Here is a 23,343-nt window from a genome sequence, read left to right on the forward strand (position 1 = left end):
GTTACCTCACTTGATGCGAATAGAGCTCTCGCCGCGCTCCAGGTGGGCCCAGCTTGGTTCTTCCAGAAGTTCGGCTTCCGCGTCCTCGCCGGCGGCCATACGCTTACGCACCGCCTCGTTGTGATCGCGGATTTCCTTGAGCCGGATGGCGATGGTTTTCTTGTCCGGGGTGATCACGCTCTTCAGCGATACGAACTCGTCAGGCACGGCCTTCTCGTCATCGACGATCACCTTCTCTGGCGAAAGGGCGAGGGTGATGGTGAACAGCGGGCGCTTGATCGATTTGATATCTGCCGCCTCCATGTTCCGGCGCAGGTAGTCGCTGATCTGGCCAACGGTGTTTTTCTTGATGCGCTTGAGCTCATTCAGACGATCGACTTCCTTGTCGATGGCGTCGATGTCGCCCTCGATGTTCCGGCGCAACATGACGATGCTGTCGGCCTTCACTTCGAACTCGCCCTTGATGCCGTCCATGGTGTCTTGGATGGCCTGGCGCAGCCCTTCGTCGTCGGTATCTGCCAGGGCAGCGAGTTCGGCCATCTGGCCAGTCAGTGCGTAGAGCTCGGTCATGCTGCACCTTCCATAGAGTCTTCAAGGTCCGCTTTGCGGGCGTCCTTAGCGCGGGTGAATTTGAGTTTGTGGGCTTCGCGTTCTGGATCGTTCTGACGAAGGTCCAGCTTGCGCATGGCCGATTTGTAGAGCTGCTGCAGCTCGTTGAGTGACTGCGCGGTGCCGATCAGATGGAGCGTCTCAGCCAGCCATTCGCGGTACTCGGCGGCCAGTCGCTCCTTCGCTTCGATCTTGTCTTCGGCGCGCTCGATCTCGGCTTCACCCAGGCGCTCGTTGACGTAGTGAATGTCGTCGTAGAGACCCAGGCGAACGTCGGCGGAGAAGCCAAGCTGGCTAAGGCATTTGCCGATCGCATCGGTGAGGGACTTCTTCGGCGCGTCAAAGTCGGTGCCGATGCTTCCGAATTTGTTTTGAGTGATGAAAGGCGTGTGCCCGTAGTGCGTGATCGTCTTGCGCTCACCGTCGCCGCCCAGGTACCACAGGGCGACCTTGAGGGTGTGCACCTGGGCGTGTGCCAGCACCACGCCTTCCTTGCTCAGCAGCGGGCCGCCGATGTCGAAGCGCTCCTCAATCACGTCATAACCCCAGCCGGTGCCGCAGGGGCCGAACTGTTCCGTGGCGCGCTTGGCCAGGTACTGGGCATTCACTGCGGTACCGCTGAAACCACCAGGGCCGGTGTACTCCTTGGTGAACTTGGGGTCGGTCTTTTCGACCTCTTCCCAAAGGGCGAGGTTAGGTACAGGCATGACTATCTCCCGCCGCGCAGGTGCGCAGCTTTGAAAGATGTGAGTTATTGGGTGAGGTGATCGGCGAGGGCGCTGATCAGCATTGCGGCGGTGCAGAGCGCGAGGGCAGGGAAGGAGCTACGCCAGAAGAGAATTGCGATCACGACTCGACCAGCGAGAGCAGGCGCTCGCCCAGGGTGATCTTGGCGTTGGCCTGCTCTTTCTTGATGCCGGTGGCCTGGGCCACCTCGGAAAGGGATAGGCCCTCGCGTCGGAGTTTCGCGCAGCGGATCGCCAACTGCTGGCCGCGCTTGTGCGCGCCGGCGCCGCTCATTGCCGCTGCTCCAGCTGGGCCACGCGATAGCGCAGAACCTGCAGTACCCGGCCGCGGTAACCTGGCTCCGCATACTGCTCAACTGGCGGTCCGAAAAAGCCCCGGCGCTCGGCCAGGCTGTAGGCATCACGCAGGTTGTGGGCGGTGATGTCTTCCAGTTGCTCCTCGATGAGCGACTTGACTGGGGACGTGGTCATTCTGCCTCCTTGCGCCGGTGACAGGCTTCCATCAGGCGCTTGCAGTAGTGGGTGAATTCGTCGGTAGTGATCGCCCCGTCAGTGAAGAGTCGGGTGATCAGGCCTTGCACCAGGACATCGATATCGGACTGACTGTTGGGATCGGCAACGCCTTCGAGGGCTTGGTCGATGAGAATGTGAGGGCTCAAAAACCGCACTCCTGCTCTAGGCGCGCCTGCTCCTGTTCAAAGGCCACCGCGGCCTCGGCGTGGGGCTTCAATAGCTCGAGCGCGATGTCCTTCAAGGCTGACTTTTTACCAAGCAGGTACACCGCCAGATCCATCAGGAGCCCCGAGCTGCGAAAGCCCATGGCATTGATCACCAACTGGCCGAAGGCGTCTTTCTGATCCTCACCGTCGATCTGGCGCTGGTTCAGATGGTCCTGCACCGCCCTTGCAAAGTCGGCCTGGGTGACCTCGCCGCGCTCTGAAGGCTGGTAGCCCCAGGAGATCCGGTATCCCATCAGCAGGCGCTCGGCGTTTGCCTCAAGCCATTCCGATTCGGCCAGGTCGTCCTCGCTTACCGGTGGTGGCATACGGTTGTCGTATTCGAGCTGTGCCTTGCGTAGTGCTGACATGATTGCCTCCAGAGTGGCGGGTGCTGGTCCAACAAAACTCGGCTGCACTCATCCGCTCCGCTGGTTGCCGATGGGCGCGGAGGGGAGTGCTGATGGTTTGAAGGGGGGAGTAGGGTTGCTGTTGCATCCGGCGACTGTTAAAAAGCCGGCCCAATGTGTCGCCAAGGACTGCAATCAATGTTTCTGCTAATGATGGTTCTTTCGTTCTGGGCGGAGGATCCCGCTTATGTCGTTAACGAAGAAAACTGCACATTTGGGCATCTTATTGAGCTACCGAACGACAACAGACAGAGGCGACTGACTAAGGCGTGCATATATCGAATGGAAGGTAAAACCCCGCCTATTATTGAACGTGTGCAGGCGAATCCGGTACGTCCACTGACAGAACTCATGAATGCACCGGCTGAATTACAGTAACGCAGCCCGCATTGGGGTTTGATCTGCGCTTGTCATTGCAAGGACGCCCATTCAGTTCCGCCTCAAGGGCTCAGCACGGTGAAAAACCGTGCCCGGTATGGAGTCGCCTTTCTAGATCACACTCCGATGCGCCCTGGTGCTGGGGAGTACCAGGGATCGGGCAGTTAACGTCAAGCTGTCGTGGCGCTGGTTGTTCAGACCGGGAATTTGAATCCAGTGTCCTGCAGTGTCTTTAGGCGCTCGCAGAGGGCAACATACTCCCTGAGATCCGAGAGGCTTTTTGCATCGAGATTTGATTTCAGATGCTTGATGGCCTGGGTAACTTCGGCCGCCTCGCGAGTGACTGTTTGCCTGAATACCCGCAACTCTTCGATATTCTCTTTCTTGATCTCTTCGAAAACATGCTTTGCGTTGATGATCCCGGAGTAAGCAGCCTCCAGAGAGGCCTGGGTTTCTTTAACGCGGCCCTGAAGCTGTAGGCTTTTTGCCAATAGCTCTTCGTAGCTGGAAATTTCTGAGGACAAAATCTCCTCGCTATTGATCTGGCCCATACCTTCCTCCGTCGATTTCCAATGCCGCCTCATCGAAGCAGCATCAGTAAGTCAGTGGAGCCGTGACCCGCTACTGGCGTCTGTCACCGGCTTGAATTTGGTGCCCGGATATTTACCCACGCCGGGCCGTGGTAGCCTCTCAAGTCCCTACAACCGTTGAGGCAATAACATGGAAGCTGCAAAACCAAAGTGTTCAGGATGCGGAGTCGAAGGGCTTACCAAGGTCGCCATCCAACCGGCTCCCTCGAACAAGAACATCCTGATCGCCAGCTGTGGTGACTGCGGGAACATCCACTCGGTGTTTGCTAAGCCCGTTGAGCCTCCTCAGATGCCGAGAGCGAGCCAGGTCGAGATCATTCGGTAGCTAGAAACTGCGGGTAAGTGGCGGCAGGTTGTTGCTCAGTACCCTGTCGCCACAACTCTACAAGGTGCCGGTAAGCAGATTCGGCGAACTGCTTGGCCAACTGATCAAATTCGTCGGTGCCTGGCTTTAGAATCACTTCAATCGTCAATCCTTCAATCTTCATTTGCTGATCCTCCAGTGTGATTTCCCTGATACCCCTTGTGAGAAGGGCATTAGGTGAAATCCCGGTCCCGCTACTGGCGTCAGACCGGGGTTGTTGCGTCAGCGATGTTGGCCAGTTATCCGCCGCTGATTGCAGGGCTGGCCGATCTTCGTCGGTACGGGCTTCGAGCTTCCTCCGCGTGGCGTCAAACAGCATCTGTTCGCCACGGATCACAGGTCCTTACAACATGCACGCTACAGCTCTGAATGCCCTGCTGAGTGGGGCAGGGTGCATGAGGTCCGGCGTCCCCAGCCGAGGCTATCGGGGGCGCTAATTTTTGAATCCGTTTCGCGCCTCCTACCGGGTCATTCGCCAGTTCGGTCAACACCTCGTCCGCCGTCGCAGTTCTGCGCGTTGGTAGCCTTTCGGGGCTATCGGATCGCTGGTCGCCAGTAGTGGCAGCGCGATTTTGTTCACCTGACTTTCTCTCGCCCCACAGGTGTGGCCGGGGCTGACCTCCCAGCGAATCGCCGGGTAATCGTTAATGGCGCAGGTTGTTAAAGAGCGGCGCGGCTTTCGCTGCTGGGCCGGTGTTGCATTGGCTTGGGAGTGATATTAGGCATAGGCTAATTTTATGTAAATAGGTAATGCCTAATTATTTTCGATTAGGCATGAAAAAGCCCGCGCAAGGCGGGCCTGGAGGAGCTATTGGATCAGTCAATGATTGGTGGGTACTTGCCGCTCACCGAGTCTCTGTAGACGATATCGCCAAAGAACTTGTAGCTTTCATGGAGCCTGGCCAGCGCCTCGCGAGCCTCGCTTTTTGATTCGTAAGGTCCGGCTCCCCATTGCCCCTCAACCATGTTGACCAACGGCAGGCCCAGGGACCGGACAGCCTCGTGAAACCGATCAACATCTTCGGGTTTGCATGGGATGGAGGCCACCCAGCCATTTCTGAGTCTTGGGGCTGCAACTGGCTCAACATCAGCCCCGCAGTGCTTGCACTTGATGGCGGCATTCTTGATGGTTTCTGCGCAGGCGGGGCAGGGGCGGGTATCAGTTGTTGTGGCTGCCGACGGAGCAGAGCCTTTACCGCCGAGCATCAAGATAATCAGGCCTGCCAGGGCGATCATCCCGCCGACAATGGTATGTAATTGGCGATCAGCCATAAGCCCAAGATTGTTCACTCTGCCGCCAGATCCAGTAGCGACAGACACGTCCATGCTCAGTGCGAATACGGCCCAGCAAATACCCACCACCAGGGCAAGCGTCCCAATTCCTTTCATTGGACTACTCCTCAAATAGATCTGGAATTTTACCACCCATGGTGCGCAGCCTCCATCGGCGGGGGGCTTGCTGGCCTGGCGGCGGATCGAGTTTGAGGGGAGGCGGCAAGGGCGGATACAAAAAACCCGGCGCTGGGCCGGGCTTTGTACAAGGAGCTGTCTTAGGCTACTAGAGACAATTTTGCACGAATAAGAGAACTTGTGCTACTTGGAAGCGTGGACATAATTGCGCTGATTCTTTTATCAGTAACTCTAATTTTACTTAGTGCTAGCTCTACCTTGGCAATGGCATCGTTAGTCGCAGTTTTTCGACACCACTGTATTGCGAATTTTTTTGAACCTATCTTCTGGTCAATACGCTGTAATTTTCTATCAAGACTGTAAATGTACTTCATCTTGACGGTGTTTACAGACTCTTCACACTCATCGATAAAGCTAAGTTCAACAGTTAAGTGTTCAGCGGTTTTAATGGTCTTGAATTCTAAATATGGACTTTCATACATAGCATCGGCTAGGTCTGAAGGCTGCACTCCATTAAAAAGATGCAGTGCGCTAAGCTCATCTAAGGCATCCTTCAGTAGTTTGTTCATTTCAACATGCCTCGAAGCTCATTAACAATGTGCGGCATCATATCTACGGCATTTAATAGCTGCCTGTTGTCCATCTGATCGCGCGCACCATAGCGTGAGTGTATCTTGGCATTGATGTACATTACAAGCACGCCATCGTTCGGAGTGTCTTTCTTCATGTACTTTAGATGTCTGGCAAACCTAGGGAAAAGCTCTATTCCCTTATCCTCAAGGCCTTTGTCGCTAATCAGGCTTGCGGCAGCGTCTTGAGATTTTTTAACCAGGAGGGCTCTAAGGTCTTTGCGAGCTAGCTCGGGACGCTTTGCAATGAGGTTCGGATTTATTTCTGAGGATGCCTTCTTTAGTTCGGCATCTATTAAAACACTACGTAATTTTTCAATAGTGGATAGGTCTAGAGCCGGACCTGAGGTTTGTAGTGTTTCAAGTTGCTTGTCTGCTGACTGCGAGATCTCTAATCGCTTTTTTTCGAATAGCTCATTAAAGTCTATGTCGTCCAGGTAGGAATCCGTTTGTCCTGCAAAAACGTCTTCTGTACTTATACCTGCTAGAGCGTTATCTCGTTCAGTGTATTCGTATTCGCTGAATTCATACTCTCTAGTGCGCTGATGCTTGGCTCGGTCGACTTCTGTTTGGAATGCTTGCCACATTACATCAAGCCCCGTTTCCTGATGAAAGACTATCAGTGCGTTGTTATCTATCTCAAATGCTTTAATTTCGTCTTCTGGTATCGCTCGCAGCACCCGGCCGACGATTTGAGCAAACGCATTCAGGCTTCGATAAGGGCGAAAAAGCGCAAGGACAGTGAGGTAGCGATGGTCATACCCCTCCATGAGCATGTTCACCGAAACAACAACCTCGCATTCATGGTTTTCAATTTTCCGGAACGCTTGCTCTTGGTCTTCCTCGCTCATCTCGCTGTGAATTGTAACTACTGTGGTACCGAGCTCTTCATACCACGAGTGAAGATCGTTGGCGTGACGAATGCTGCATCCCACAGCAAGGATTTTATGAGGTACAGAGGGAGATTCACTTTTAAGCTCTCTGAGCTTGGAGTAGCTGTGTTGAATGACGTCTTTAGAGCATGCTTCTGACAATGCGACACTTTTTTCAAGCCACTCTCTGTCTTTTAATTGAAGCACCTCTTCTTTGGAGAAGCTGCGCCCAGGATACGCGGCTAACGTGAAAGATAAGTTGTGTGCATTGACGGTTTCCTTACGAAGCCATTTTACGTATCTGTCACGCATTACTTCAGATAGCTGCGTTTCGTGAATTAGCTCGCCTGGAAGCTCTTGATTGTCACCCCGAAAAGGAGTCCCCGTTAAGAATAGTTTTTTGGCTGCGCTAAAATAGCTTAAAGTTTTAGTCCAGCTTTCTGCCGGTGCATGATGAGCCTCATCAACTATAATTAAATCGAAATAATTTTTGGGCACTCGATCCACAAGGCTGTTGCCTCTTGTACTATAGACTTGGTGGATGTTGGTGTACACCATGTTGCATGTATCAAGGTTGGCTATGAGCGTGCTTGAGTCATACTCTGTGATCGCCGGAAGGTCATCTGGGTCTAGTAGGACATTGCAATTTACCCAGAAATTATCCTCCAAGGCTTCCTGGGTTTTTCTTATGCTGTTTTTTGTTACTAGTCCAGGCGTAATTATCAATACTCTACCATTCGCAACACCATAGGGTGCTATTGAAATTAGGCCGCTTTTGCCTGTGCCAGTTGGTAGCACTACTAATGCTTCGCCGTTAGGATTGTCTGAAAAGTATTTTTTTATTTGTAAGTAAGCTTCTATCTGGGGTGAGCGAAGTTTGCTATTACCTTCGATGTTTGCGACTGTGTGTTGGTAGTAATTCATATAAGTCCCTTTATGATGATAATTACGCACTATGTTTTCGTTAGATTCGTGGTAGCTCACGCTGCTCTATACGCACGACCCCATCTACCTTCGCTCATCGCTGTGCACCATAGAGGTGGTTCAGCACTATCAGCTCAAGAACAGCCACCATCACGCAGAATGCAACAAAGCCTCGCGTGAATACCCTGCGAGGCTTTTCGTAAGGCTGGAGACCAGCAAGACCACCGAGAAGGTCGGATAGAAAATCGAGCAGCCCCATCAGTCATCGGCCTCGTTGTTAATACACCCAGTGTTCGGCTGGGACGTGTACGTTTCAATGGAGAACCCTACGGCTCTCTCTAATTCTGACACGATCCAGTGCCCGGTTTAGTGCGTCCAACGCATCGAGGAGGGCTTTCGCCTCAGTCTCTCGTCCATCACCCCAAAGCCGCTCAGCCATTCTGTTGAGGGCCTGGATGGATCGCTCGATATCAGCAGCAGTTGCTGCTTTGCTGTGCGATGGTTGTTTCTTTGGCATTCAACACTTCCGTGGAGCTGGAGAATCAGCGAGCAAACATCCCCCACCAGAACACATGACCCAGAATTGAAATCTGTTGTTCCTGGGCTTCGGCGAAGGTGTAATCCTCATCCGGATGCTCGTCACGATTGAAGCTTCGCAGACGCAAACCAGTGGGCAGGCGATAGACCTGCTTCACGCGCAGCTGGCCGTTGTGATTGATCGCGTAGAGGTCGCCATCGACGATATCGCCAAGCGAGTTCTTGCCGGTGTTCACGCCTACCGTGGCGCCATCACGCAGTACTGGAAACATGCTGTTGCCGCGGACGATCACGCACTTGGCATTGTTGAACTGCACATTGTTGCGGCGCAGATCACTCTTGAAGAAGCGCAGCTTGGCGGTATCGCTTTCTTCGATCACAAACCGGCCAGAGCCGGCTGCCAGCTCAACTTCGCGCAGGAAGGGGACGTAGACCTCGTCGTCAGGGAGCGGGGTTGTGTCATCCCAGGTCTCGATGCTGGAGAGCTTGACGCTAGCCTTTGGTGACGAGTCGTAGACAGCTGGAGCTTCAGCGACGCTCAGAATATCCCCCATGCGTTCGCTCAACCCCCAGTGCGCAGGGGTAACGACATCCGAGAAATACTCAATCAGCTCCATCAGCTTAGATTTGTCGATTCGCCCCGTCTTCACCCAGCCTTGGACAGAGGGGCCCGCCACGCCGAAATCTTCGGCGAGCTTTTTCTTTGTAACGCCTTTGGCGACCCGAGCTCGCTCGATGGCTGCGCCTAATTCTATTCCTGTAAGCATTGCCTAATTAAGCCTAGTCCGCTGCCGAGTAGGCAATGGCTTGTTAGTGATTAGCTAATGCCTTATATTTGGCGCATGACAAACCGGAGAAAACCCATGACACCAGCAGAAGCGGTTCGGAAGGCAGCCGGGATTTTGGGCAGCCAAACAGCGCTGGCCAGCCGTCTTGATGTTCGAACCCCGACTGTTAGCCAGTGGTGTTCGGGAGATCGGCCCGTTCCGGCAGCAAGGGCGCTTCAAATTGAGGCGCTTACAGGTGGCGAAGTTAAGAGGGGGCAGCTTTGCCCTTCGTTTCCCTGGGGCGAGATGGTCGCTTGAGCGATTGCCCCGTCCACCTCCTCAGTAAGTCCAGATTAGAAGAGTGCAGTCTCCATGAATACGTCCAGTTCAAGACACAACGTGCAAACCCGTGACCAGGTGTTGGTGGCGCATGCCGCAAACCAGATCGCCCGTACCAGCCTGAGTCAGGACGCTTTCGCCCAAGCGCTGAGTCGTGAAATCTGCCTGCGTGTTCCCGCCGCCAAGATAATTCAGGCAAAGGTCCCGGACTTTAATGAGCTGGCGCGCATGAACGATGTGGGGGAGTTCGTTAAGGCAACAGGCCGCTGGCTGAAGCGCGTTCAGCGCTGGCTCTCCGGCGATCAGGAAATGCCGTCGTGGCTGGAAGAGTCATGGGTGAACGCTCTGGAGCCGGAGTTTCGCGACAACTGCATCAACGAATTGGCTGGCCGTCATGGCTTGACCGGCGCCCGCCAGATGCAGAGCTATCAATGTGCCAATAAAAGCTTTGGTGCGCTGATCCGCGCCCTGGGCGATGTGATCGATACCGGCAGCGAGGTCTTTGACGACCAGGTGATGTGCGAAGAGGACTTGCCGCATCTGCCGGCGTTCGCTGAACAGTGCCGCCAAGTTGAAGCTCGAGCAGGGGAGCTTGGCCGAAAGGCTGAAGCGCTGATCGCAAAACACCGACCGAATCTGAAACTTGCCTGAATCCCGGGCACAAAAAAGCCGGGATTGCGCCCCGGCTGATTCATTACCACTTGATGAGGCCGATTATGCAGAGCCAACCCAATTCCAGCAATACCCCTACCAATATCGCGCCACGTTTTCAGAGCTCGCAAAACGTGGCGCGGACTATGTCGTCTGTCGAGATCGCCGAACTGACCGGAAAGCTGCACAAGAACGTGCTGGCTGATATCCGTTCGATGCTCGCTGAGCTCGAAATCGACTCGGCTGATTTTTCAGCCCAGTACAAGGACAGCACCGGGCGCTTCCTGCCGTGCTTCAACCTCGACCGAGAGATGACCGACACGCTGCTGACCGGCTACAGCGCCAAGATGCGCCTGGCCGTAGTTCGCCGCTGGCGTGAGCTGGAAGCAGTCATCGCCCAGCCTCGCGAACTATCCCGCATGGATCTGATCCAGCTGGCTTTTGAGGCTGAGCAGGCCCGGCTTCAGTTGACCATCCAGGTCGAAGCCCAGGCAACCAAGATCCACTCCCTGGAAAACCTGTTCAAGGAAGGCATGACCCATACCCAATTCTGCAAGGGCCTCAATGGGGTCAACGTCATGCAGGTGGGCAAGTACCTGGAGAGCCGGAACTGGCTCTACAACGAGAGCAAGTCTGGCCTGCGCCTTCGCGTGGCTTCCTACGCTCGCGACAAGTACATGACCGAGCACCAGCACGAAGTCACCCCCCACGGGAAAGAGGCCTTTATTTCCTTCACGCCGGTCTTGCTCAAGAAGGGCGCGGTGCGCCTGTACGACCTGTATCTGGCTGGCGAGCTGCCTATGAAAAAGACCTGGGACGGCTTGTTCACTCACGACAAGGCCTTGCGAGGTGCCGCGTGAGCATGGTGCCTACGACTTCATGCCCAGTATGTGGAGACTCCAGCCAGGAAGCTCGCAACGCCATGTACTGCTATTCCCTTGAGGTGCCAGGTGCCTCTGTCTGCGGAGAGTGCGCCGAACGAATTGCGAACGCCTATAGCAAGAAGCATGGCGGTACCTGGCTTACCTGGCCGAACGAGGAGGCGCCAAGGCCTAAAAAAGCTGTTATCGGTCAATCCATAAGAACCCAGGTTTTCGAGCGCGATCTGTATCGCTGCCTGCGCTGTGGCGATCACAGAAACTTGCGGGCCGATCACATTTACCCTGAAAGCTTGGGCGGGGAGGCCGTTTTAGAGAACCTCCAAACGCTTTGTGCCAGCTGTAATAGCTGGAAGGGCGTGAAGGTCATTGATTTCCGCAGATTGGCGGAGGCCTGAAATGCAATTCACCATCACGATCAACCAGGTGAAGGCGCTCAAGTGGGGACTGAACTCTCAGCAGGCCCTGCTGTTCGCCTTTATCTACGGTTGCCCGAGCTGGACCAAGCCGGTCAAGACTGACGATGGGATCTTCTTCGCGCTGAGCAAGGCCAAGATCATCGAGGAGCTGCCGCTTCTCACCGACAAGCCAGACACGGCCTATCGCATGCTGAAGGCCTTGGAAGAGGCTGGTTTAATCGAGCTTTCCAGCACTTCTAACATCACGCTTTTTCGGCTGACCGAAAAGGCCGTCGAATGGAACCAGAAGCTTGATGGGTCGGAAAAATATCCGACCCCAGCAGAAAACAAGGGTCGGAAAAAAATCCGATCTACCTCGGAAAAATCTCCGAGCAAGGTCGGAAAAAAATCCGAGCAGGGGTCGGAAATAAATCCGACAAATCAGGATACCAATCATCAGGGTACTAATCAGGATACCAGTCAGGACTTTAACGGCGGCTCCGGGGAGCCGGCCGCATCCGGTGGGTTGGTGGTGCTTGATCGCATCGAAGTACCCCGAGTCGAAATTCCCGCCGACATGCCGGGCCCGAAAGACCAGACCTGCAAAACCTTCAAGGCCTGGGCGAACTACGCCATGGCTTACCGCAAGCGCTACAGCGCTTGGCCGGTGTGGAACGGTAAGGTCGGTGGCCAGCTCCGCCAACTGGTCGAGCGCCTCGGCGCCGATGTCGCCCACCACGTCGCAGCGCACTACCTGAAAACCAGTGATGCCGCCGTTCTGCGCAAGTGCCACAGCCTCAACGAACTGCTGGTCAACGCTGAGAGCTATCACACCCAGTGGGTGACCGGGCAGCGCATCAATGGCGCCACGGCCCGCCAGCAGGAGCGCACTGAGGCAAACCTTTCCGCTGCTGAGCAGGCCGCTCAATTGGTCCTGGCCAGGCGCCAGTCGGGAGAGCGCAATGAGTACCTTTGAAATGAACGACGCCCAGGTCGCCGGGCTGTCGTCTGCGATCGTTGCTACTGCTGAAGCAATGGGGCATGAGATGAACCCTGGGACCGCGGCGATCATGGCCGAGGATCTGTGCGCTTATCCGGTGTCCGTTGTCCGTGCAGCGCTGAAGGCCTGCCGGCTTGAGGTGAAGGGCAAGCTGGTCATGGGCGAAATCATGCAGCGCGTCCAAGCAGCGGATGGGCGCCCAGGAAAGGATGAGGCTTGGGCCATCGCCATGACCACGAACGACGAGTTCGAAACCGTGGTGCTGACCGACGAGATCCAGCTGGCCCTGGCCGCGGCGAAACCCATCTTGGATGGCGGCGACAAAATCGGCGCACGTATGGCGTTCATCGACGCTTACCAGCGGTTCGTGGGCCAGGCCCGCGAGGATGCGAAGCCAGTCAACTGGCACGTATCCGTAGGCTTCGACGCCAACCGTCGCATCCAGGCTGTGACCAAAGCGATGGAGCTGAAACGCATCCCGCGCGAACACGCCCAGAAGTACCTGGCGGACCTGAGTGTCGAGCCGATCACCGAGGATGGTCGGGCTATCGCGGGTTTGCTCACTGGCATAGTCACCCGGCCAGAGCCGGCGCTTCGCCAGAAACTGGAGCTCGTGAAAAGCTCGATGCTGGAAATGCGCAAAGCCAGTGCAGAGCAGAAGGACGAGATACGGATTGCAGCGGCAAATGAGTTGGCTGATCGCCGCGCCCTGCTGATCAGGCAGGCGCAGGAGCTGGAAGCGAAGAGGGCGGCGCAATGACCAAACCAGCCAAGCCCCGCCCAATGCCCGTGTACCTGGTTCTGCGCCGCCTGGTCGACCCAGCCACCGGCAAGGAGGTGGCGGCATTCGTGCCGTCCTCCGATGCCGATCGGTCGATCCTTCGAGAGCGTGAGTTTCGGATCAACACGAAGATCCGCGCCGAGCTGAAGCAGCCGCGCAACCCACGATTCAACGGCTTGGTCCATGGCCTGGGCCGGGTGCTAAGCCAGAACATCGACCGGTTCTCTGGCAAGCAGTCCCACGATGCGATCAAAGCCCTGCAGTTGGAGTCTGGCGTGTACTGCGACGAGGAGTTGTTCGACATCCCCGGCCTGGGTCAGCTCACCCGCAAGACGCCGCGCAGCCTTTCCTACGACTCGATGGGAGAGGAGGTGTTCCAAGACTTCTGGCGCCAGTGCTGCGCGTACCTGGTGCTGAACGACTGGCCGTCGCTCACGGAAGAGCGCTTGACCGAAATGGCTGAGTTCGAAGCATTCAAGGAGGCCGCGTGAAGCGCACCCCACTACAGCGCAAAACCCCGCTCACGTCCGTCAGCAAGCGTCGCAAGCGCTGTCCATCTTGCCGGGTTATGTTCACGCCCGTACGCGCCTCCCAGGCTGTGTGCGGGGAGATCGAGTGCGCCATCGCTCATGGCCAGTCAGAGAGGGGGCAGGCAAGCGCCCGGAAAGCCCTGGCTGATGTCGAGCGCCGGGAGATCAAGGTCCGTAAGGAGAAGCTGAAGAGTCGCGCGGATCATGCAAGGGAGGCTCAGGCGGTAATCAATCGCTATGTGCGCCTGCGTGATGCGCACTTGGGGTGTATCAGCTGCGACAAGCCGGCCTCATGGGGCGGTCAATGGCACTGTTCGCATTTCCGCAGCGTCGGCGCTGCTAAGCACCTCCGGTTCAACCTTTGGAACATGAACAAGTCCTGCTCCCAATGTAACGCCCACCTGAGCGGAAACATCATGGTTTACCGGCCGCGACTGGTCGAGAAGATCGGCTCGGAAAAGGTGGAGTGGTTGGAGTGCAACCAGGACCAGGTCCGCCATGAGGTCGACTACCTGAAGAGGCTGAAGTCCGTCTTCACCAAAAAAATCAAAAGGCTTGAGGCGCGAATCCAATGCAATGCAGCGTAGAGAATTGCGGTCGTGCCGCTATGTACAAGACCGCCCAGCTTTGCCAGATGCACTACTTCCGGGTGATGCGGAACGGTACAACCGACAAGCTTCCCACAAGTCGGCAGCGGCGGGTCATCACGCCGAATGGGTATGTCCGCGTATTCGAGCCGGGTCATCCGCTAGCCGACAAAGGCGGATATGTCTTCGAGCATCGCCACGTCATGTGGGCGGAGGTTGGGCCGGGCGGCAGAGATTGTGAGTTGTGCGGAAAGCATGAGACCTGGCTTACCTGTCACGTCGATCACATCGACGACGACCGTAAGAACAACGAGCGCTCCAATCTGAGGATTCTCTGTCGTGGCTGCAACGTGAAGCGCGGCTTTACCCCAGAGAGTCATGCCAACCGCAGTGATGTCGGTCTGATCGAGTTTGAGGGCAAGCGGAACACGGCCACTCAATGGGGAATGGACCCGCGCGTCAAGGTCACTGGCGCAACCATCATGAGGCGGAAAAGGCAGGGCATGTCCGATTACGACGCTTTGTTCGCTCCCAAGAAAACTCACAACGGGAGAGGGCAATCATGAAAGCCATCAAGGCCGACTACCGCGAAAAGATCAAAGAACTGAAGAGGGCTGCAGCATGATCTACCCAGGCGTTCTAAGCGCAGTTGTTTCGGCCCTCGCCGCCGAAGCCATCGACAACACTAGCAAGCAGGCATGGCAGAAGCTGTACAACTCGGCCGATGAGGAAGAGGGTGGTGATCTGGCCACCCTGGTTCGCTCCTGCGGTGCCGAAACCATCGACCGCACCCAGGTGGATTGCTGGGTATCGGCCAGGCTGCACCATGGCCTGGAGCCTAAACACTGGAATGCGCTTGTGGCCAAATACAGCACCCACAAGGGGCGGAAGGTGCAAGCCATCTCGGCATTGCAGGCCCTGATCAGTACCCCGGCGCCGAAGCTGTTCCTATTCAAGGCGACCACCGCATGGGCCATTCCCCAACTCAAGGGGGCGCGGCAGAAGGTGGCGTCGTCCGTATCGGTCGAGATTCCTCTTGATGCGCCGGCGTGGCGCCGTGAGTCCATGGTGAAGGCGGCGGTGGCGGCCGGCCAGGCCAAGGCGAAGAAGGACGAAGCCCGATCCGCCGACATGATCGTGCTGAAGGACAGCTTCTACGACATGAACACCTGGGACAACGACGGCACTCCTGAGTCCACCCGGCGCCGCTGGAGGCTGTCGATTCAAAAGGACGCAGACGATCTGGTAAATGATGCCCTGGCCGTCGCCGGGGAGATCCTTGAGGCAGAAGGGCTGCTCATTGAACAAGCTGCGTGATTGCCTATTGACACCAGTGAGCGGATGAGCGAAATTCATCCCATGCTGTCGATTCTGCGCTCAAATGATCGCCCTCGCAGCATGGTTAGAGTTTTTTGGATAGCGCGAGCTAGCGTTATGGACCAGGGGACGAGCAATTTATTCGCTGCAGCAGGAAAGTTACTCCTAGCATTCCTTTTAACCGTTGGCTTGTACTTCTCAGCAACCTTAATAGCAATGCCGATTACGGCGGTACTGACCGTAACCACAGGAGGAATTATGATGATGAAAAGTCTAATCTCGTCTAGTTTGTTTGTTTTTGCTGGGCTAGGGGTTAACTGCTGTTCTTCACTCCTGTTATCCAAAAAGCTCTAACTCTCAAAACCCGGCCCCGAGCCGGGTTTTTTATGCCTCGAATTTAGCTGTAGGCAGGATAGCCCTCGGGATAGTCTGGACGTCGATAGTCGGATAGTGCAACGTACGGAATCAACGCTGGCAGCCCGCGTGCGGTAGGGCATCGACGCTATGACAGCCATTGGCAGAATGATTTTTGTAGGGGGGGGGCAGTGGCTTACGAAATACTGTTTGCATGTACAGTATTTTGCTGAGATAGTAATTTCACTCCTCGGGTGTATCAGAAGCGAAACCCACCGCATTGCTGGTGCTTACCTTCTCGACTCGTGTGAAGGCCTTGAGCCTCGAGCAATCGCCTTTGAGCGACATGAGTGCGGAAATCTCCGCAATCACTTACTCGACTCAAAGGTGAAAATCATGGAACCAGTAACACTTGGCCAGAAGTTCATTTCTGCCAACGTCACACGGAAACAACAGCTTATTGCACCGTCTGCGAACGTTAATGGAATCATTCTGCGTACTACTCAGATCGTAGGCAGTAGCCTCTCGTTTATTTCGACCGGTACAGCTGAGCCTTCTTATTGGAGTGGTCCTGGTGTCCCGGTGCTGTTGATGGCGTGGTCAAGTTCAGAGACACTCCCAAATCCAGTCTATCTACCTCCTGGTAACGGCCTCTGGGCTTATGAGAATAATGGCCAACTTCTGGTCTTTATTACTTATGATGTGTTGCCCGCGCCCAGCGCCCAAAACGTGGACTAGTTTCCATTAGGCAGTCACTGAAAGCCAAGAGCTTCAACCCATCGCCTTTGAGCGACATGAAAGCGGAATTTCCCGCAACTAATCATTCCATTCAAAGGTGGCAAAATGAACGCAGTAACTATGGGTAAGCACTTCACTACACTGCACCCGAACGGGATTGTGGAGATTGTATCGGCAGCACAAAACACTGGTGGTCTGATCATCCAGACTGGTCTGATCGCCCCCTCGAACGGTACCGTTGATCTATACGTAGGGCCGACCGGTTCTTCCCTTGCCGATTCAGCAATCATCTTCTCCGCCAACGGTTCTCGTATCACGAATAGCAACTCGGAGGTTGTTATGCCGTATCCGATTCGCATCCCTGCGGGCAAGGCGCTGTGGACATACTCGTCTACTCCGGGTGGCGCAATCGCATTGACCTGGGACTTGCTGGCTTAACGGTGCCTCCTAATCCATAAGCCTGGATGAAATAGAAAAGCCCGGACCTGTACCGGGCTTTTTTGTGCCTCTGAGGAAAGCCGCTACCGAAGTGGACGTTTTCCCGGATGTCTTTCGGATTACCTGCAGCCAGGGCAGCCTCACGGAAAGCCTGGACGCTGATAAGCCGGCAAGTGCAGTGCAACGGAAAAAACACCGGCAGCCCGCGCACCCTTACCTCACCATTGCTGTCGGGGTGGCGCGAGACTGGGTCTGGCGAGATCGATGCAATGGGGCGTCGACGTCGGGAAGGTCCTTGGCAGACAGCGCGGAAAGACGCGCGCACCTATTCAGGCCTCAGCATCCGCCGGGGCTTTTTCGTTTGCGCTCCCCGAAAGGGAGGAACAGAGATGGCCAAAATGCCAGAAAAGAACCCCGATCTATGGGCGGCAGCGCTGGCATGGCTTGCGGCCCATCAGCCACAGATCTATGCAGGTGGTACGGCCGCCATTGTTGCCGTATTCCGCGTGATCTATGGCGGTGGCAGCAGGCGCAAGATGGTGCTGGAAGCTGTCATCTGCGGCCTGATCGGTTCCAGCCTTATCCCGTTGCTTGAGTACTTCACGCTCCCGGCTAACCTGGCCACCTTCGCTGGCTGCATGGTCGGCTTTGTTGGAGTAGAGAAGCTGCGGGAATACTCCGACCGCTTCATGAGCCGTAAGGCCGAGGGCTGATCCGTGCCACGTTTTCGAATGCGCCAAATCGTGGCGCGCAATCATGAGGAGTCACCATGGACAACCAGCACAAGAAGATCACCGGCTACCGCGACCTCACCCAGAGGGAGATCGACGGCATGAACTCCATCAAGGCCCTGGAGGCGGACGCCGGCGAGTTGTTCAAGCAGATCAGCCAGATTCAGGGTGTCGATCCACGGTTGCTGGCTCTGGCCAAGACCAACCTGCAACAGGGCTTCATGTGGTTTGTGCGCTCGATCGCCAAGCCTACCGATCCCTTCAACCCGTAATCATTCCTGTCGGAACCACTAAAGCCATGCATTCGGGTAAGTTGACTTAAACAATTCCTGGCAACGAGCCATGTTTACTTCGAGCTTGGTACCGTCTTTATGAGGTATGAGTGTTAATGCCCCTTGGTTTTTGATGAGGTCCGGTGTCCCTGGTGGGTGCTCGCGAACCTCAATGTTCTTCGTCAAGTAGCCGGCCTTCTCCAGTTCGACTGTACAGAAGTCTGCGAACTCCTTTGCCCTGGCTTGAGCTTCTGGTGTAGCTCTCCGTTCGCCGCTCAGAATAAAGGCGGCTGTCACTAGGTGTGCGGCATGATCTGCAATCGTCGCTTTGTTAGTTGACTGAGACATTGAAGCCTTCCTTGTGTGAGTCGAATCCTGTAAATACCGGCAACCCGCCACTATTTCAAGCTCAAGGTGATCCATGGACAGGCCATACCCTCCATTGTCACTGGTAGAGCTGTCTGAGCTTTCCGATTTCGGCATCCGCCTGATACCAGCCCCTGAAGTGTGGGATTGGCTCCAGGCTGAGATCCTTGCCGACACCGGCAGCATCCACAACGAAGACCATGCCCACCTACTGGATGCAGACATCCGGGTCATGTGGGCATCGTCGAGCTTCGAGAAGCAGGGCCGCATAGTCCTGGGCCAGGCTGAACAGGTGGCGTTCCGTGCTGGAGGTTGGCAGAAGGCCCGGATGGAGCAGCAGCTGCGTGATTGGTTCGGCGATGTACCGGCTTTCATCATCACTCTTGCTGCTGACTACTGCGCCCAGTGCTCTGACGCTGACTTCTGCGCCCTGATCGAACACGAGCTTTACCACATTGCTCAGGCGACCGATAAGTACGGTCAACCAGCTTTCACCCAGGAAGGCGCACCCAAACTGAAGTTGCGCGGCCATGACGTCGAGGAGTTCGTCGGCGTGGTCCGCCGCTATGGTGCGAGCCCTGATGTTCAGGCCCTGGTAGACGCTGCAAACAATCCTGCTGAGGTGGGGAAATTGAACATATCGAGGGCCTGCGGAACCTGTCTGCTCAAGTCGGCCTGACCCCAGACAGACCTAAGACGGAATTTACCCTATGGCAGCCCTGAACAACGAGGTGAAGAGCTTCATCGTTCAGGCCTTGGCGTGCTTCGATACTCCGTCGCAAGTTGCAACAGCTGTCCGAGAAGAGTTCGGCCTTGAGCTGACACGCCAGCAGTGCGAGGCACACGATCCGACAAAGCGCGCCGGGCGTGATCTGGCCAAAAAGTGGCAGACCCTCTTTCACGACACCCGAAAGCGATTCCGCGAAGAGACAGCAGATATCCCGATCGCCAACCGCGCGTTTCGCCTCCGCGGCTTGGCCCGGATGGCCGAGAAGGCCGAGAACATGCGCAACCTGGCCCTGACGGCCCAGCTTTACGAGCAGGCCGCCAAGGAGTGCGGCGATATGTACGTCAACCGGGCCCGCAAGGAAGAGCCGGACGACGAGCCGCAGATCCCGACCCGCATCCAGGTCGATGTGGTGGATGCGAGGAAACCGAATGCCGAGCCTTAACATTCCCCAGGCTCAGTTTCTCACGCTGCCCCACAAGTTCCGCGCCTTCGTTGCCGGCTTTGGCTCGGGTAAGACCTGGGTAGGCTGCTCCGCGCTGAGCAAACACTTTATGGAGTGGCCCGGCGTCAACGCTGGCTACTTCGCGCCAACCTATCCGCAGATCCGGGACATCTTCTATCCGACCATGGATGAAGTGGCCTACGACTGGGGGCTGAAGACCAAGATCAACCAGGCGAACCATGAGGTTCATATCTACAGCGGCCGGCAATGCCGTGGCACTGTGATCTGTCGGTCGATGGAGAAGCCCCAGACCATCGTCGGCTTCAAGATCGGCCACGCCCTGGTGGATGAGCTGGACGTGCTGACGTCGATCAAGGCTCAGCAGGCCTGGCGCAAGATCATTGCCCGTATGCGCTACAACCTGCCGGGCCTGAAGAACGGGGTAGACGTCACCACGACGCCTGAGGGCTTCAAGTTCGTCTTCCAGCAGTTCGTGAAGCAACTGCGCGACAAGCCGGCGCTCAAGGAGATGTATGGCCTGGTCCAGGCCAGCACCTTCGACAACGAGCTGAACCTGCCCGACGACTACATCCCGTCGCTGATGGAGTCATACCCCGAGCAACTGATCAGGGCCTACCTGAACGGCCAGTTCGTCAACCTGACGTCTGGGTCGATCTACCACGCCTACGACCGGAAGCTGAACCAGTGCTTCGACACGGTCCAGGCTGGCGAGCCGCTGTTTATCGGGATGGACTTCAACGTCGGCAAGATGGCGGCGATCACTCACGTCAAACGCGACCAGGGGCTGCCCAGGGCGGTCGATGAGCTGATCGATGGCTACGACACGCCGGACATGATCCGCCGCATCAAGGAGCGCTACTGGCAGCACGACGGCAACGACTTCAAGAAGACGTGCGAGATCAGGATCTACCCGGACGCTTCGGGCGACTCGCGCAAGTCGGTCAACGCCAGCATGACGGACATCGCCATGCTCAAGCAGGCCGGCTTCTCGGTCATCGCGCCGGCGGCCAACCCGCCAGTCAAGGATCGTATCAACGCCATGAACGCCATGTTCTGCAATGCGCAGTGCGAGCGGCGTTACCTGGTGAACCCGTTTACCTGCCCGACCTACGCCGACGGCCTGGAGCAGCAGGTATGGGCGCCCAATGGCGAGCCCGACAAGTCACAAGGAAATGACCACGCCAACGACGCCGGCGGCTACTTCATCCACAAAGAGTTCCCGATCGTGAAACCGGTCACCTCGCTGAATATGGGATTTGCCCGATGACAGACGTCACTTTCACCCGCCCCGAGTACGACGCGGCGAGAAACCGCTGGCGCTTGGTGCGCGACGTCTGCAAGGGCTCAGAAACTATCAAGGCTGCCGGCGAGCGATACCTGCCGCGCCCCAATGCTCATGATACGAGCAGGGAGAACCGGGAGCGCTACGACGGCTACAAACAGCGGGCCGTGTTCTACAACGCCACCGGCCGGACCAAGCACAGCCTGGTGGGTGCTGTATTTCGTACCTGGCCGACGCTGACGGTTCCGGGCGCGCTCGACTACGTGGCCAAGGATGTCGACGGCCAGGGCGTGAGCATCTACCAGCAGTCCCAGTCGGTGATTGGGCACCTGCTTGAGGTAGGGCGTCACGGGCTGCTGGTGGACTACCCGCAAGTTGATGGTCAGGCCGTGAGTGTTGCCGATATGGCGTCTGGCCGGGTCCGTTCGACGATCAGCAGCTACCCGACGGAAGCGATCAAGAACTGGAAGACTCGCAAGGTGGGCGGCCAGCATCTTCTGAGCCTGGTGGTTCTGGAGGAAAAGGTCGATGTCGACACCGATGATGGCTTCGGCAGCAAGCAGGTAACCCAGTATCGCGTGTTGCGTCTGGATGCAGAAGGAAACTACACCCAGGAGGTGTGGGAGGAGGGCTCGGGTCAGACCTCCATGGTCATCGCCCCTTTTACCCCGTTGAACGGCGCAGGCCAGCGGTGGAGGGTGATCCCTTTCCAGTTCCTGGGAAGCGAGAACAATGACGCGAGCATCGACGACTCTCCACTGTACGACATGGCCGAGATCAACATCGGGCATTACCGCAACAGTGCCGACTATGAGGATGCGGCTTACCTGATGGGCCAGCCCCAGGTATACATGGCTGGCCTTGATGAGCAGTGGGTGAAGATGCTGGAAGAGAAGGGGATCTACTTCGGTTCACGGGCCATTCTGCCGCTGCCCCAGAACGGAACCGCCGGCATTCTCCAGGCCCAGGCCAACACTATGATCAAGGAAGCCATGGACGCCAAGGAGGATCAGTTAATCGCCCTCGGCGCCAGGTTGATCGAGCGTGGTAGCGCAGTAAAGACAGCCACCCAGGCCGACAACGACAGCGCCGCCGAGCACAGCGTGCTGTCCTTGATCGTGAGCAACGTCAGCGAGGCCTATTCGCAGTGCCTGGAATGGATGGGCGAGTTCCTCAACGTGGCCGGCGAATCGCTCTACAAGCTGAACCAGGACTTCACTCAGATCAGCCTCGACCCCGCGATTCTTGCTGCATTGTTCAACGCTGTGCAGGGTGGCCGGCTGCCTGAGGCTGACTTCTGGCAGTACCTGCGCGACCGCGGCGTCATTGATCCGGAGAAGACTGACGATGAAATCCGGGATGAACTTCAGACGGCTTATGCGGGCCCGCAACTGGACGACCTGACTGGAGGCGATGGCAATGGCGGCAAACCAGGCAATCCTTGATGCCACCATCCGGCACGCTGTCTTCCTCGAGCAACTGAAGTCGGGAGAGGTCGAGAAGTTCGGCCCCTTCCTCAAGGAGATCGACAGGTCGATCCGCGACCGCCTGGCCCGCGCAGACCTCACTGAGTACACCGCTCGGCGCCTTGAGGTGCTGCTGCAGGAGGTCGACAGCCTGTTGCTGGGCATCTTTGACCGGTACAGCGAGAAGCTGAACCTGGACCTGGTCGACATCGCCAACTATGAGGCGCAGTTCGAGGCTACCAGCCTGACCCGGGCGACACCGGTGGGTGTGTCCTTTGAGGCTGCTGTCCCAGGCGCTGCAGCGATCAGGACGGCGATCCTCTCCAATCCGCTCAGTGTGCGCGGCGTGGACGGCGGCCAGCTGCTGAAGTCGTTCATTGATGGTTTCACTGCCACCGAGCGGCAGCGCCTCACAGGCGCGATCCGGCAGGGCTTCTTCGAAGGCCAGACCAACTTCCAGATCATCAAGAACATCCGCGGTACCAAAGCACTCAACTACAACGACGGCATCTTGGCCACGACCAACCGCAACGCTGGTGCCATTGTGCGGACGGCAGTGCAGCACGTCGCCACCCAGGCGCGCATGGAGACGCTGAAAGAGAACCCCGACGTCGTCCAGGCCGTGGAGTGGGTCAGCACCTTGGATTCAAAGACCACCAGCCAGTGCCGAACGCTCGACAAGCATCGGTTCAAGCTGACTGAAGGACCCAGGCCGCCGATCCACATCAACTGTCGTTCGACGGTGGTGGCAGTTACACGCTTCAGCGCTCTGTTCGCCAAGGATGCCACCCGGGCATCCATCGGTGACAGCGGCGCGCAGCAGGTGAGGGCAGAGCTCAGTTATTACGACTGGCTCAAGCAGCAGCCAGCAGCATTTCAGGACAAGGCCATCGGCCCCGTCCGCGCCAAGCTTTTCCGCGAAGGTGGCCTGAGTATCGAACGATTCTCAGAGCTGCAGCTTGATCGCAACTTCAAGCCTCTGACACTTGTTCAGATGCGCGCAATTGAACCGCTCGCGTTCGAACAGGCAGGCTTATAAGACTCTCTGGAATTTTGTAATTGCAATAAGG

At 56.6% G+C, this 23,343-nt stretch carries 33 protein-coding genes; 19 read left to right on the forward strand and 14 right to left on the reverse strand.

Annotated features, from left to right (window positions below; genetic code table 11):
- Positions 1 to 6 precede the first annotated feature (6 nt).
- The 13 genes from P7C00_RS11265 to P7C00_RS11325 form a co-directional block, all read right to left on the reverse strand.
- Positions 7 to 570: a siphovirus Gp157 family protein gene (locus P7C00_RS11265; protein ID WP_210713306.1), complete on the reverse strand. Its 564-nt coding sequence runs from the start codon at positions 568 to 570 to the stop codon at positions 7 to 9.
- Positions 567 to 1,316, reverse strand: a complete 750-nt coding sequence (locus P7C00_RS11270; RefSeq protein WP_404938958.1) for a hypothetical protein — start codon at positions 1,314 to 1,316, stop codon at positions 567 to 569. Before P7C00_RS11270 ends, P7C00_RS11265 begins: the two co-directional genes overlap by 4 nt.
- 139 nt (positions 1,317 to 1,455) lie before the next feature.
- Positions 1,456 to 1,629 carry a hypothetical protein gene (locus P7C00_RS11275; protein ID WP_011062073.1) on the reverse strand — a complete coding sequence of 58 codons (174 nt, stop codon included), beginning with the start codon at positions 1,627 to 1,629 and terminating at the stop codon, positions 1,456 to 1,458.
- Positions 1,626 to 1,826, reverse strand: a complete 201-nt coding sequence (locus P7C00_RS11280) for a hypothetical protein (RefSeq protein WP_041118604.1) — start codon at positions 1,824 to 1,826, stop codon at positions 1,626 to 1,628. The genes P7C00_RS11275 and P7C00_RS11280 overlap by 4 nt, the downstream gene beginning before the upstream one ends.
- A complete protein-coding gene (locus P7C00_RS11285) occupies positions 1,823 to 2,014 on the reverse strand; it encodes a hypothetical protein (protein WP_041118603.1) in 192 nt (63 codons plus the stop codon). The genes P7C00_RS11280 and P7C00_RS11285 overlap by 4 nt, the downstream gene beginning before the upstream one ends.
- On the reverse strand, positions 2,011 to 2,442 hold the full coding sequence (locus P7C00_RS11290) for a hypothetical protein (protein ID WP_404938960.1): 432 nt from the start codon (positions 2,440 to 2,442) through the stop codon (positions 2,011 to 2,013). The genes P7C00_RS11285 and P7C00_RS11290 overlap by 4 nt, the downstream gene beginning before the upstream one ends.
- Positions 2,443 to 3,053: 611 nt before the next feature.
- Positions 3,054 to 3,410 carry a hypothetical protein gene (locus tag P7C00_RS11295; RefSeq protein ID WP_404938962.1) on the reverse strand — a complete coding sequence of 119 codons (357 nt, stop codon included), beginning with the start codon at positions 3,408 to 3,410 and terminating at the stop codon, positions 3,054 to 3,056.
- A gap of 353 nt (positions 3,411 to 3,763) precedes the next feature.
- Positions 3,764 to 4,132 (reverse strand): hypothetical protein, encoded by a 369-nt coding sequence (locus P7C00_RS11300; protein ID WP_404938964.1) that lies wholly within the window; start codon positions 4,130 to 4,132, stop codon positions 3,764 to 3,766.
- A gap of 497 nt (positions 4,133 to 4,629) precedes the next feature.
- Positions 4,630 to 5,202: a hypothetical protein gene (locus P7C00_RS11305; RefSeq protein WP_404938966.1), complete on the reverse strand. Its 573-nt coding sequence runs from the start codon at positions 5,200 to 5,202 to the stop codon at positions 4,630 to 4,632.
- A gap of 161 nt (positions 5,203 to 5,363) precedes the next feature.
- The gene (locus P7C00_RS11310; protein WP_404938968.1) at positions 5,364 to 5,792 is read right to left on the reverse strand and encodes a hypothetical protein; all 429 of its coding nucleotides are present in this window, start codon (positions 5,790 to 5,792) and stop codon (positions 5,364 to 5,366) included.
- Positions 5,789 to 7,648, reverse strand: coding sequence for a DEAD/DEAH box helicase (locus tag P7C00_RS11315; protein WP_404938970.1), 1,860 nt, complete (start codon positions 7,646 to 7,648; stop codon positions 5,789 to 5,791). Before P7C00_RS11315 ends, P7C00_RS11310 begins: the two co-directional genes overlap by 4 nt.
- A gap of 313 nt (positions 7,649 to 7,961) precedes the next feature.
- The gene (locus tag P7C00_RS11320) at positions 7,962 to 8,165 is read right to left on the reverse strand and encodes a hypothetical protein (RefSeq protein ID WP_404938972.1); all 204 of its coding nucleotides are present in this window, start codon (positions 8,163 to 8,165) and stop codon (positions 7,962 to 7,964) included.
- Between the two features lie 25 nt (positions 8,166 to 8,190).
- On the reverse strand, positions 8,191 to 8,952 hold the full coding sequence (locus P7C00_RS11325) for a helix-turn-helix transcriptional regulator (RefSeq protein WP_404938974.1): 762 nt from the start codon (positions 8,950 to 8,952) through the stop codon (positions 8,191 to 8,193).
- A 96-nt stretch (positions 8,953 to 9,048) separates the two neighbouring features.
- On the opposite strand from P7C00_RS11325, the gene P7C00_RS11330 reads away from it, so the two are divergent.
- From P7C00_RS11330 to P7C00_RS11395, 14 genes are all read left to right on the forward strand, one after another.
- A complete protein-coding gene (locus P7C00_RS11330; RefSeq protein WP_080644463.1) occupies positions 9,049 to 9,270 on the forward strand; it encodes a Cro/CI family transcriptional regulator in 222 nt (73 codons plus the stop codon).
- Between the two features lie 54 nt (positions 9,271 to 9,324).
- Complete coding sequence (locus P7C00_RS11335) at positions 9,325 to 9,942, forward strand: hypothetical protein (protein WP_404938976.1); 618 nt, start codon at positions 9,325 to 9,327, stop codon at positions 9,940 to 9,942.
- A gap of 65 nt (positions 9,943 to 10,007) precedes the next feature.
- Positions 10,008 to 10,802 carry a Rha family transcriptional regulator gene (locus P7C00_RS11340; protein ID WP_404938978.1) on the forward strand — a complete coding sequence of 265 codons (795 nt, stop codon included), beginning with the start codon at positions 10,008 to 10,010 and terminating at the stop codon, positions 10,800 to 10,802.
- 62 nt (positions 10,803 to 10,864) lie between these two features.
- On the forward strand, positions 10,865 to 11,218 hold the full coding sequence (locus P7C00_RS11345; RefSeq protein WP_404938980.1) for an HNH endonuclease: 354 nt from the start codon (positions 10,865 to 10,867) through the stop codon (positions 11,216 to 11,218).
- A 1-nt stretch (position 11,219) separates the two neighbouring features.
- A complete protein-coding gene (locus tag P7C00_RS11350) occupies positions 11,220 to 12,194 on the forward strand; it encodes a phage replication protein (RefSeq protein WP_404938982.1) in 975 nt (324 codons plus the stop codon).
- Positions 12,181 to 12,978, forward strand: coding sequence for a hypothetical protein (locus P7C00_RS11355; RefSeq protein ID WP_404938984.1), 798 nt, complete (start codon positions 12,181 to 12,183; stop codon positions 12,976 to 12,978). Before P7C00_RS11350 ends, P7C00_RS11355 begins: the two co-directional genes overlap by 14 nt.
- Positions 12,975 to 13,490 carry a hypothetical protein gene (locus tag P7C00_RS11360; RefSeq protein ID WP_404938986.1) on the forward strand — a complete coding sequence of 172 codons (516 nt, stop codon included), beginning with the start codon at positions 12,975 to 12,977 and terminating at the stop codon, positions 13,488 to 13,490. Before P7C00_RS11355 ends, P7C00_RS11360 begins: the two co-directional genes overlap by 4 nt.
- Positions 13,487 to 14,116 (forward strand): recombination protein NinG, encoded by a 630-nt coding sequence (locus P7C00_RS11365; RefSeq protein WP_404938988.1) that lies wholly within the window; start codon positions 13,487 to 13,489, stop codon positions 14,114 to 14,116. The genes P7C00_RS11360 and P7C00_RS11365 overlap by 4 nt, the downstream gene beginning before the upstream one ends.
- Positions 14,117 to 14,136: 20 nt before the next feature.
- Positions 14,137 to 14,682, forward strand: coding sequence for an HNH endonuclease (locus P7C00_RS11370; protein ID WP_404938990.1), 546 nt, complete (start codon positions 14,137 to 14,139; stop codon positions 14,680 to 14,682).
- A gap of 55 nt (positions 14,683 to 14,737) precedes the next feature.
- Positions 14,738 to 15,433, forward strand: a complete 696-nt coding sequence (locus P7C00_RS11375; protein WP_404938992.1) for a hypothetical protein — start codon at positions 14,738 to 14,740, stop codon at positions 15,431 to 15,433.
- Positions 15,434 to 16,183: 750 nt separating this feature from the next.
- Positions 16,184 to 16,525, forward strand: a complete 342-nt coding sequence (locus P7C00_RS11380) for a hypothetical protein (RefSeq protein ID WP_241109389.1) — start codon at positions 16,184 to 16,186, stop codon at positions 16,523 to 16,525.
- A 105-nt stretch (positions 16,526 to 16,630) separates the two neighbouring features.
- Complete coding sequence (locus P7C00_RS11385; RefSeq protein WP_305949609.1) at positions 16,631 to 16,963, forward strand: hypothetical protein; 333 nt, start codon at positions 16,631 to 16,633, stop codon at positions 16,961 to 16,963.
- A 389-nt stretch (positions 16,964 to 17,352) separates the two neighbouring features.
- Positions 17,353 to 17,676, forward strand: a complete 324-nt coding sequence (locus tag P7C00_RS11390; protein WP_404938994.1) for a phage holin, lambda family — start codon at positions 17,353 to 17,355, stop codon at positions 17,674 to 17,676.
- Positions 17,677 to 17,732: 56 nt separating this feature from the next.
- Positions 17,733 to 17,966, forward strand: coding sequence for a hypothetical protein (locus P7C00_RS11395; RefSeq protein WP_404938996.1), 234 nt, complete (start codon positions 17,733 to 17,735; stop codon positions 17,964 to 17,966).
- Positions 17,967 to 17,984: 18 nt separating this feature from the next.
- Here the strand turns inward: P7C00_RS11395 and P7C00_RS11400 are convergent, their stop codons facing one another.
- Entirely contained in the window at positions 17,985 to 18,314 is a 330-nt protein-coding gene (locus P7C00_RS11400) for a hypothetical protein (RefSeq protein ID WP_404938998.1), read from the reverse strand.
- Between the two features lie 73 nt (positions 18,315 to 18,387).
- On the opposite strand from P7C00_RS11400, the gene P7C00_RS11405 reads away from it, so the two are divergent.
- The 5 genes from P7C00_RS11405 to P7C00_RS11425 are packed head-to-tail and all read left to right on the forward strand — an operon-like array spanning position 18,388 to position 23,312.
- On the forward strand, positions 18,388 to 19,011 hold the full coding sequence (locus P7C00_RS11405; RefSeq protein WP_404939000.1) for a putative metallopeptidase: 624 nt from the start codon (positions 18,388 to 18,390) through the stop codon (positions 19,009 to 19,011).
- Positions 19,012 to 19,042: 31 nt separating this feature from the next.
- Positions 19,043 to 19,504 (forward strand): DUF2280 domain-containing protein, encoded by a 462-nt coding sequence (locus P7C00_RS11410; RefSeq protein WP_404939002.1) that lies wholly within the window; start codon positions 19,043 to 19,045, stop codon positions 19,502 to 19,504.
- Positions 19,491 to 20,792, forward strand: coding sequence for a terminase large subunit domain-containing protein (locus P7C00_RS11415; RefSeq protein ID WP_404939004.1), 1,302 nt, complete (start codon positions 19,491 to 19,493; stop codon positions 20,790 to 20,792). The genes P7C00_RS11410 and P7C00_RS11415 overlap by 14 nt, the downstream gene beginning before the upstream one ends.
- Complete coding sequence (locus P7C00_RS11420; RefSeq protein ID WP_404939006.1) at positions 20,789 to 22,252, forward strand: DUF4055 domain-containing protein; 1,464 nt, start codon at positions 20,789 to 20,791, stop codon at positions 22,250 to 22,252. The genes P7C00_RS11415 and P7C00_RS11420 overlap by 4 nt, the downstream gene beginning before the upstream one ends.
- The gene (locus P7C00_RS11425) at positions 22,227 to 23,312 is read left to right on the forward strand and encodes a minor capsid protein (RefSeq protein ID WP_404939008.1); all 1,086 of its coding nucleotides are present in this window, start codon (positions 22,227 to 22,229) and stop codon (positions 23,310 to 23,312) included. The genes P7C00_RS11420 and P7C00_RS11425 overlap by 26 nt, the downstream gene beginning before the upstream one ends.
- Positions 23,313 to 23,343 lie beyond the last annotated feature (31 nt).

The organism is Pseudomonas sp. JDS08PS003 (assembly GCF_045013505.1).
Taxonomy (GTDB): Bacteria; Pseudomonadota; Gammaproteobacteria; order Pseudomonadales; family Pseudomonadaceae; genus Aquipseudomonas; species Aquipseudomonas protegens_B.

Excerpts from the sequence above, each read along its gene's own strand:
- P7C00_RS11265 (WP_210713306.1), bottom strand. The coding sequence starts at position 570 with ATGACCGAGCTCTACGCACTGACTGGCCAGATGGCCGAACTCGCTGCC.
- P7C00_RS11270 (WP_404938958.1), bottom strand. The coding sequence starts at position 1,316 with ATGCCTGTACCTAACCTCGCCCTTTGGGAAGAGGTCGAAAAGACCGAC.
- P7C00_RS11275 (WP_011062073.1), bottom strand. The coding sequence starts at position 1,629 with ATGAGCGGCGCCGGCGCGCACAAGCGCGGCCAGCAGTTGGCGATCCGC.
- P7C00_RS11280 (WP_041118604.1), bottom strand. The coding sequence starts at position 1,826 with ATGACCACGTCCCCAGTCAAGTCGCTCATCGAGGAGCAACTGGAAGAC.
- P7C00_RS11290 (WP_404938960.1), bottom strand. The coding sequence starts at position 2,442 with ATGTCAGCACTACGCAAGGCACAGCTCGAATACGACAACCGTATGCCA.
- P7C00_RS11295 (WP_404938962.1), bottom strand. The coding sequence starts at position 3,410 with ATGGGCCAGATCAATAGCGAGGAGATTTTGTCCTCAGAAATTTCCAGC.
- P7C00_RS11300 (WP_404938964.1), bottom strand. The coding sequence starts at position 4,132 with ATGCTGTTTGACGCCACGCGGAGGAAGCTCGAAGCCCGTACCGACGAA.
- P7C00_RS11305 (WP_404938966.1), bottom strand. The coding sequence starts at position 5,202 with ATGAAAGGAATTGGGACGCTTGCCCTGGTGGTGGGTATTTGCTGGGCC.
- P7C00_RS11310 (WP_404938968.1), bottom strand. The coding sequence starts at position 5,792 with ATGAACAAACTACTGAAGGATGCCTTAGATGAGCTTAGCGCACTGCAT.
- P7C00_RS11315 (WP_404938970.1), bottom strand. The coding sequence starts at position 7,648 with ATGAATTACTACCAACACACAGTCGCAAACATCGAAGGTAATAGCAAA.
- P7C00_RS11320 (WP_404938972.1), bottom strand. The coding sequence starts at position 8,165 with ATGCCAAAGAAACAACCATCGCACAGCAAAGCAGCAACTGCTGCTGAT.
- P7C00_RS11325 (WP_404938974.1), bottom strand. The coding sequence starts at position 8,952 with ATGCTTACAGGAATAGAATTAGGCGCAGCCATCGAGCGAGCTCGGGTC.
- P7C00_RS11330 (WP_080644463.1), top strand. The coding sequence starts at position 9,049 with ATGACACCAGCAGAAGCGGTTCGGAAGGCAGCCGGGATTTTGGGCAGC.
- P7C00_RS11335 (WP_404938976.1), top strand. The coding sequence starts at position 9,325 with ATGAATACGTCCAGTTCAAGACACAACGTGCAAACCCGTGACCAGGTG.
- P7C00_RS11340 (WP_404938978.1), top strand. The coding sequence starts at position 10,008 with ATGCAGAGCCAACCCAATTCCAGCAATACCCCTACCAATATCGCGCCA.
- P7C00_RS11345 (WP_404938980.1), top strand. The coding sequence starts at position 10,865 with ATGTACTGCTATTCCCTTGAGGTGCCAGGTGCCTCTGTCTGCGGAGAG.
- P7C00_RS11350 (WP_404938982.1), top strand. The coding sequence starts at position 11,220 with ATGCAATTCACCATCACGATCAACCAGGTGAAGGCGCTCAAGTGGGGA.
- P7C00_RS11355 (WP_404938984.1), top strand. The coding sequence starts at position 12,181 with ATGAGTACCTTTGAAATGAACGACGCCCAGGTCGCCGGGCTGTCGTCT.
- P7C00_RS11360 (WP_404938986.1), top strand. The coding sequence starts at position 12,975 with ATGACCAAACCAGCCAAGCCCCGCCCAATGCCCGTGTACCTGGTTCTG.
- P7C00_RS11370 (WP_404938990.1), top strand. The coding sequence starts at position 14,137 with ATGTACAAGACCGCCCAGCTTTGCCAGATGCACTACTTCCGGGTGATG.
- P7C00_RS11375 (WP_404938992.1), top strand. The coding sequence starts at position 14,738 with ATGATCTACCCAGGCGTTCTAAGCGCAGTTGTTTCGGCCCTCGCCGCC.
- P7C00_RS11380 (WP_241109389.1), top strand. The coding sequence starts at position 16,184 with ATGGAACCAGTAACACTTGGCCAGAAGTTCATTTCTGCCAACGTCACA.
- P7C00_RS11385 (WP_305949609.1), top strand. The coding sequence starts at position 16,631 with ATGAACGCAGTAACTATGGGTAAGCACTTCACTACACTGCACCCGAAC.
- P7C00_RS11390 (WP_404938994.1), top strand. The coding sequence starts at position 17,353 with ATGGCCAAAATGCCAGAAAAGAACCCCGATCTATGGGCGGCAGCGCTG.
- P7C00_RS11395 (WP_404938996.1), top strand. The coding sequence starts at position 17,733 with ATGGACAACCAGCACAAGAAGATCACCGGCTACCGCGACCTCACCCAG.
- P7C00_RS11400 (WP_404938998.1), bottom strand. The coding sequence starts at position 18,314 with ATGTCTCAGTCAACTAACAAAGCGACGATTGCAGATCATGCCGCACAC.
- P7C00_RS11405 (WP_404939000.1), top strand. The coding sequence starts at position 18,388 with ATGGACAGGCCATACCCTCCATTGTCACTGGTAGAGCTGTCTGAGCTT.
- P7C00_RS11410 (WP_404939002.1), top strand. The coding sequence starts at position 19,043 with ATGGCAGCCCTGAACAACGAGGTGAAGAGCTTCATCGTTCAGGCCTTG.
- P7C00_RS11415 (WP_404939004.1), top strand. The coding sequence starts at position 19,491 with ATGCCGAGCCTTAACATTCCCCAGGCTCAGTTTCTCACGCTGCCCCAC.
- P7C00_RS11420 (WP_404939006.1), top strand. The coding sequence starts at position 20,789 with ATGACAGACGTCACTTTCACCCGCCCCGAGTACGACGCGGCGAGAAAC.
- P7C00_RS11425 (WP_404939008.1), top strand. The coding sequence starts at position 22,227 with ATGGCGGCAAACCAGGCAATCCTTGATGCCACCATCCGGCACGCTGTC.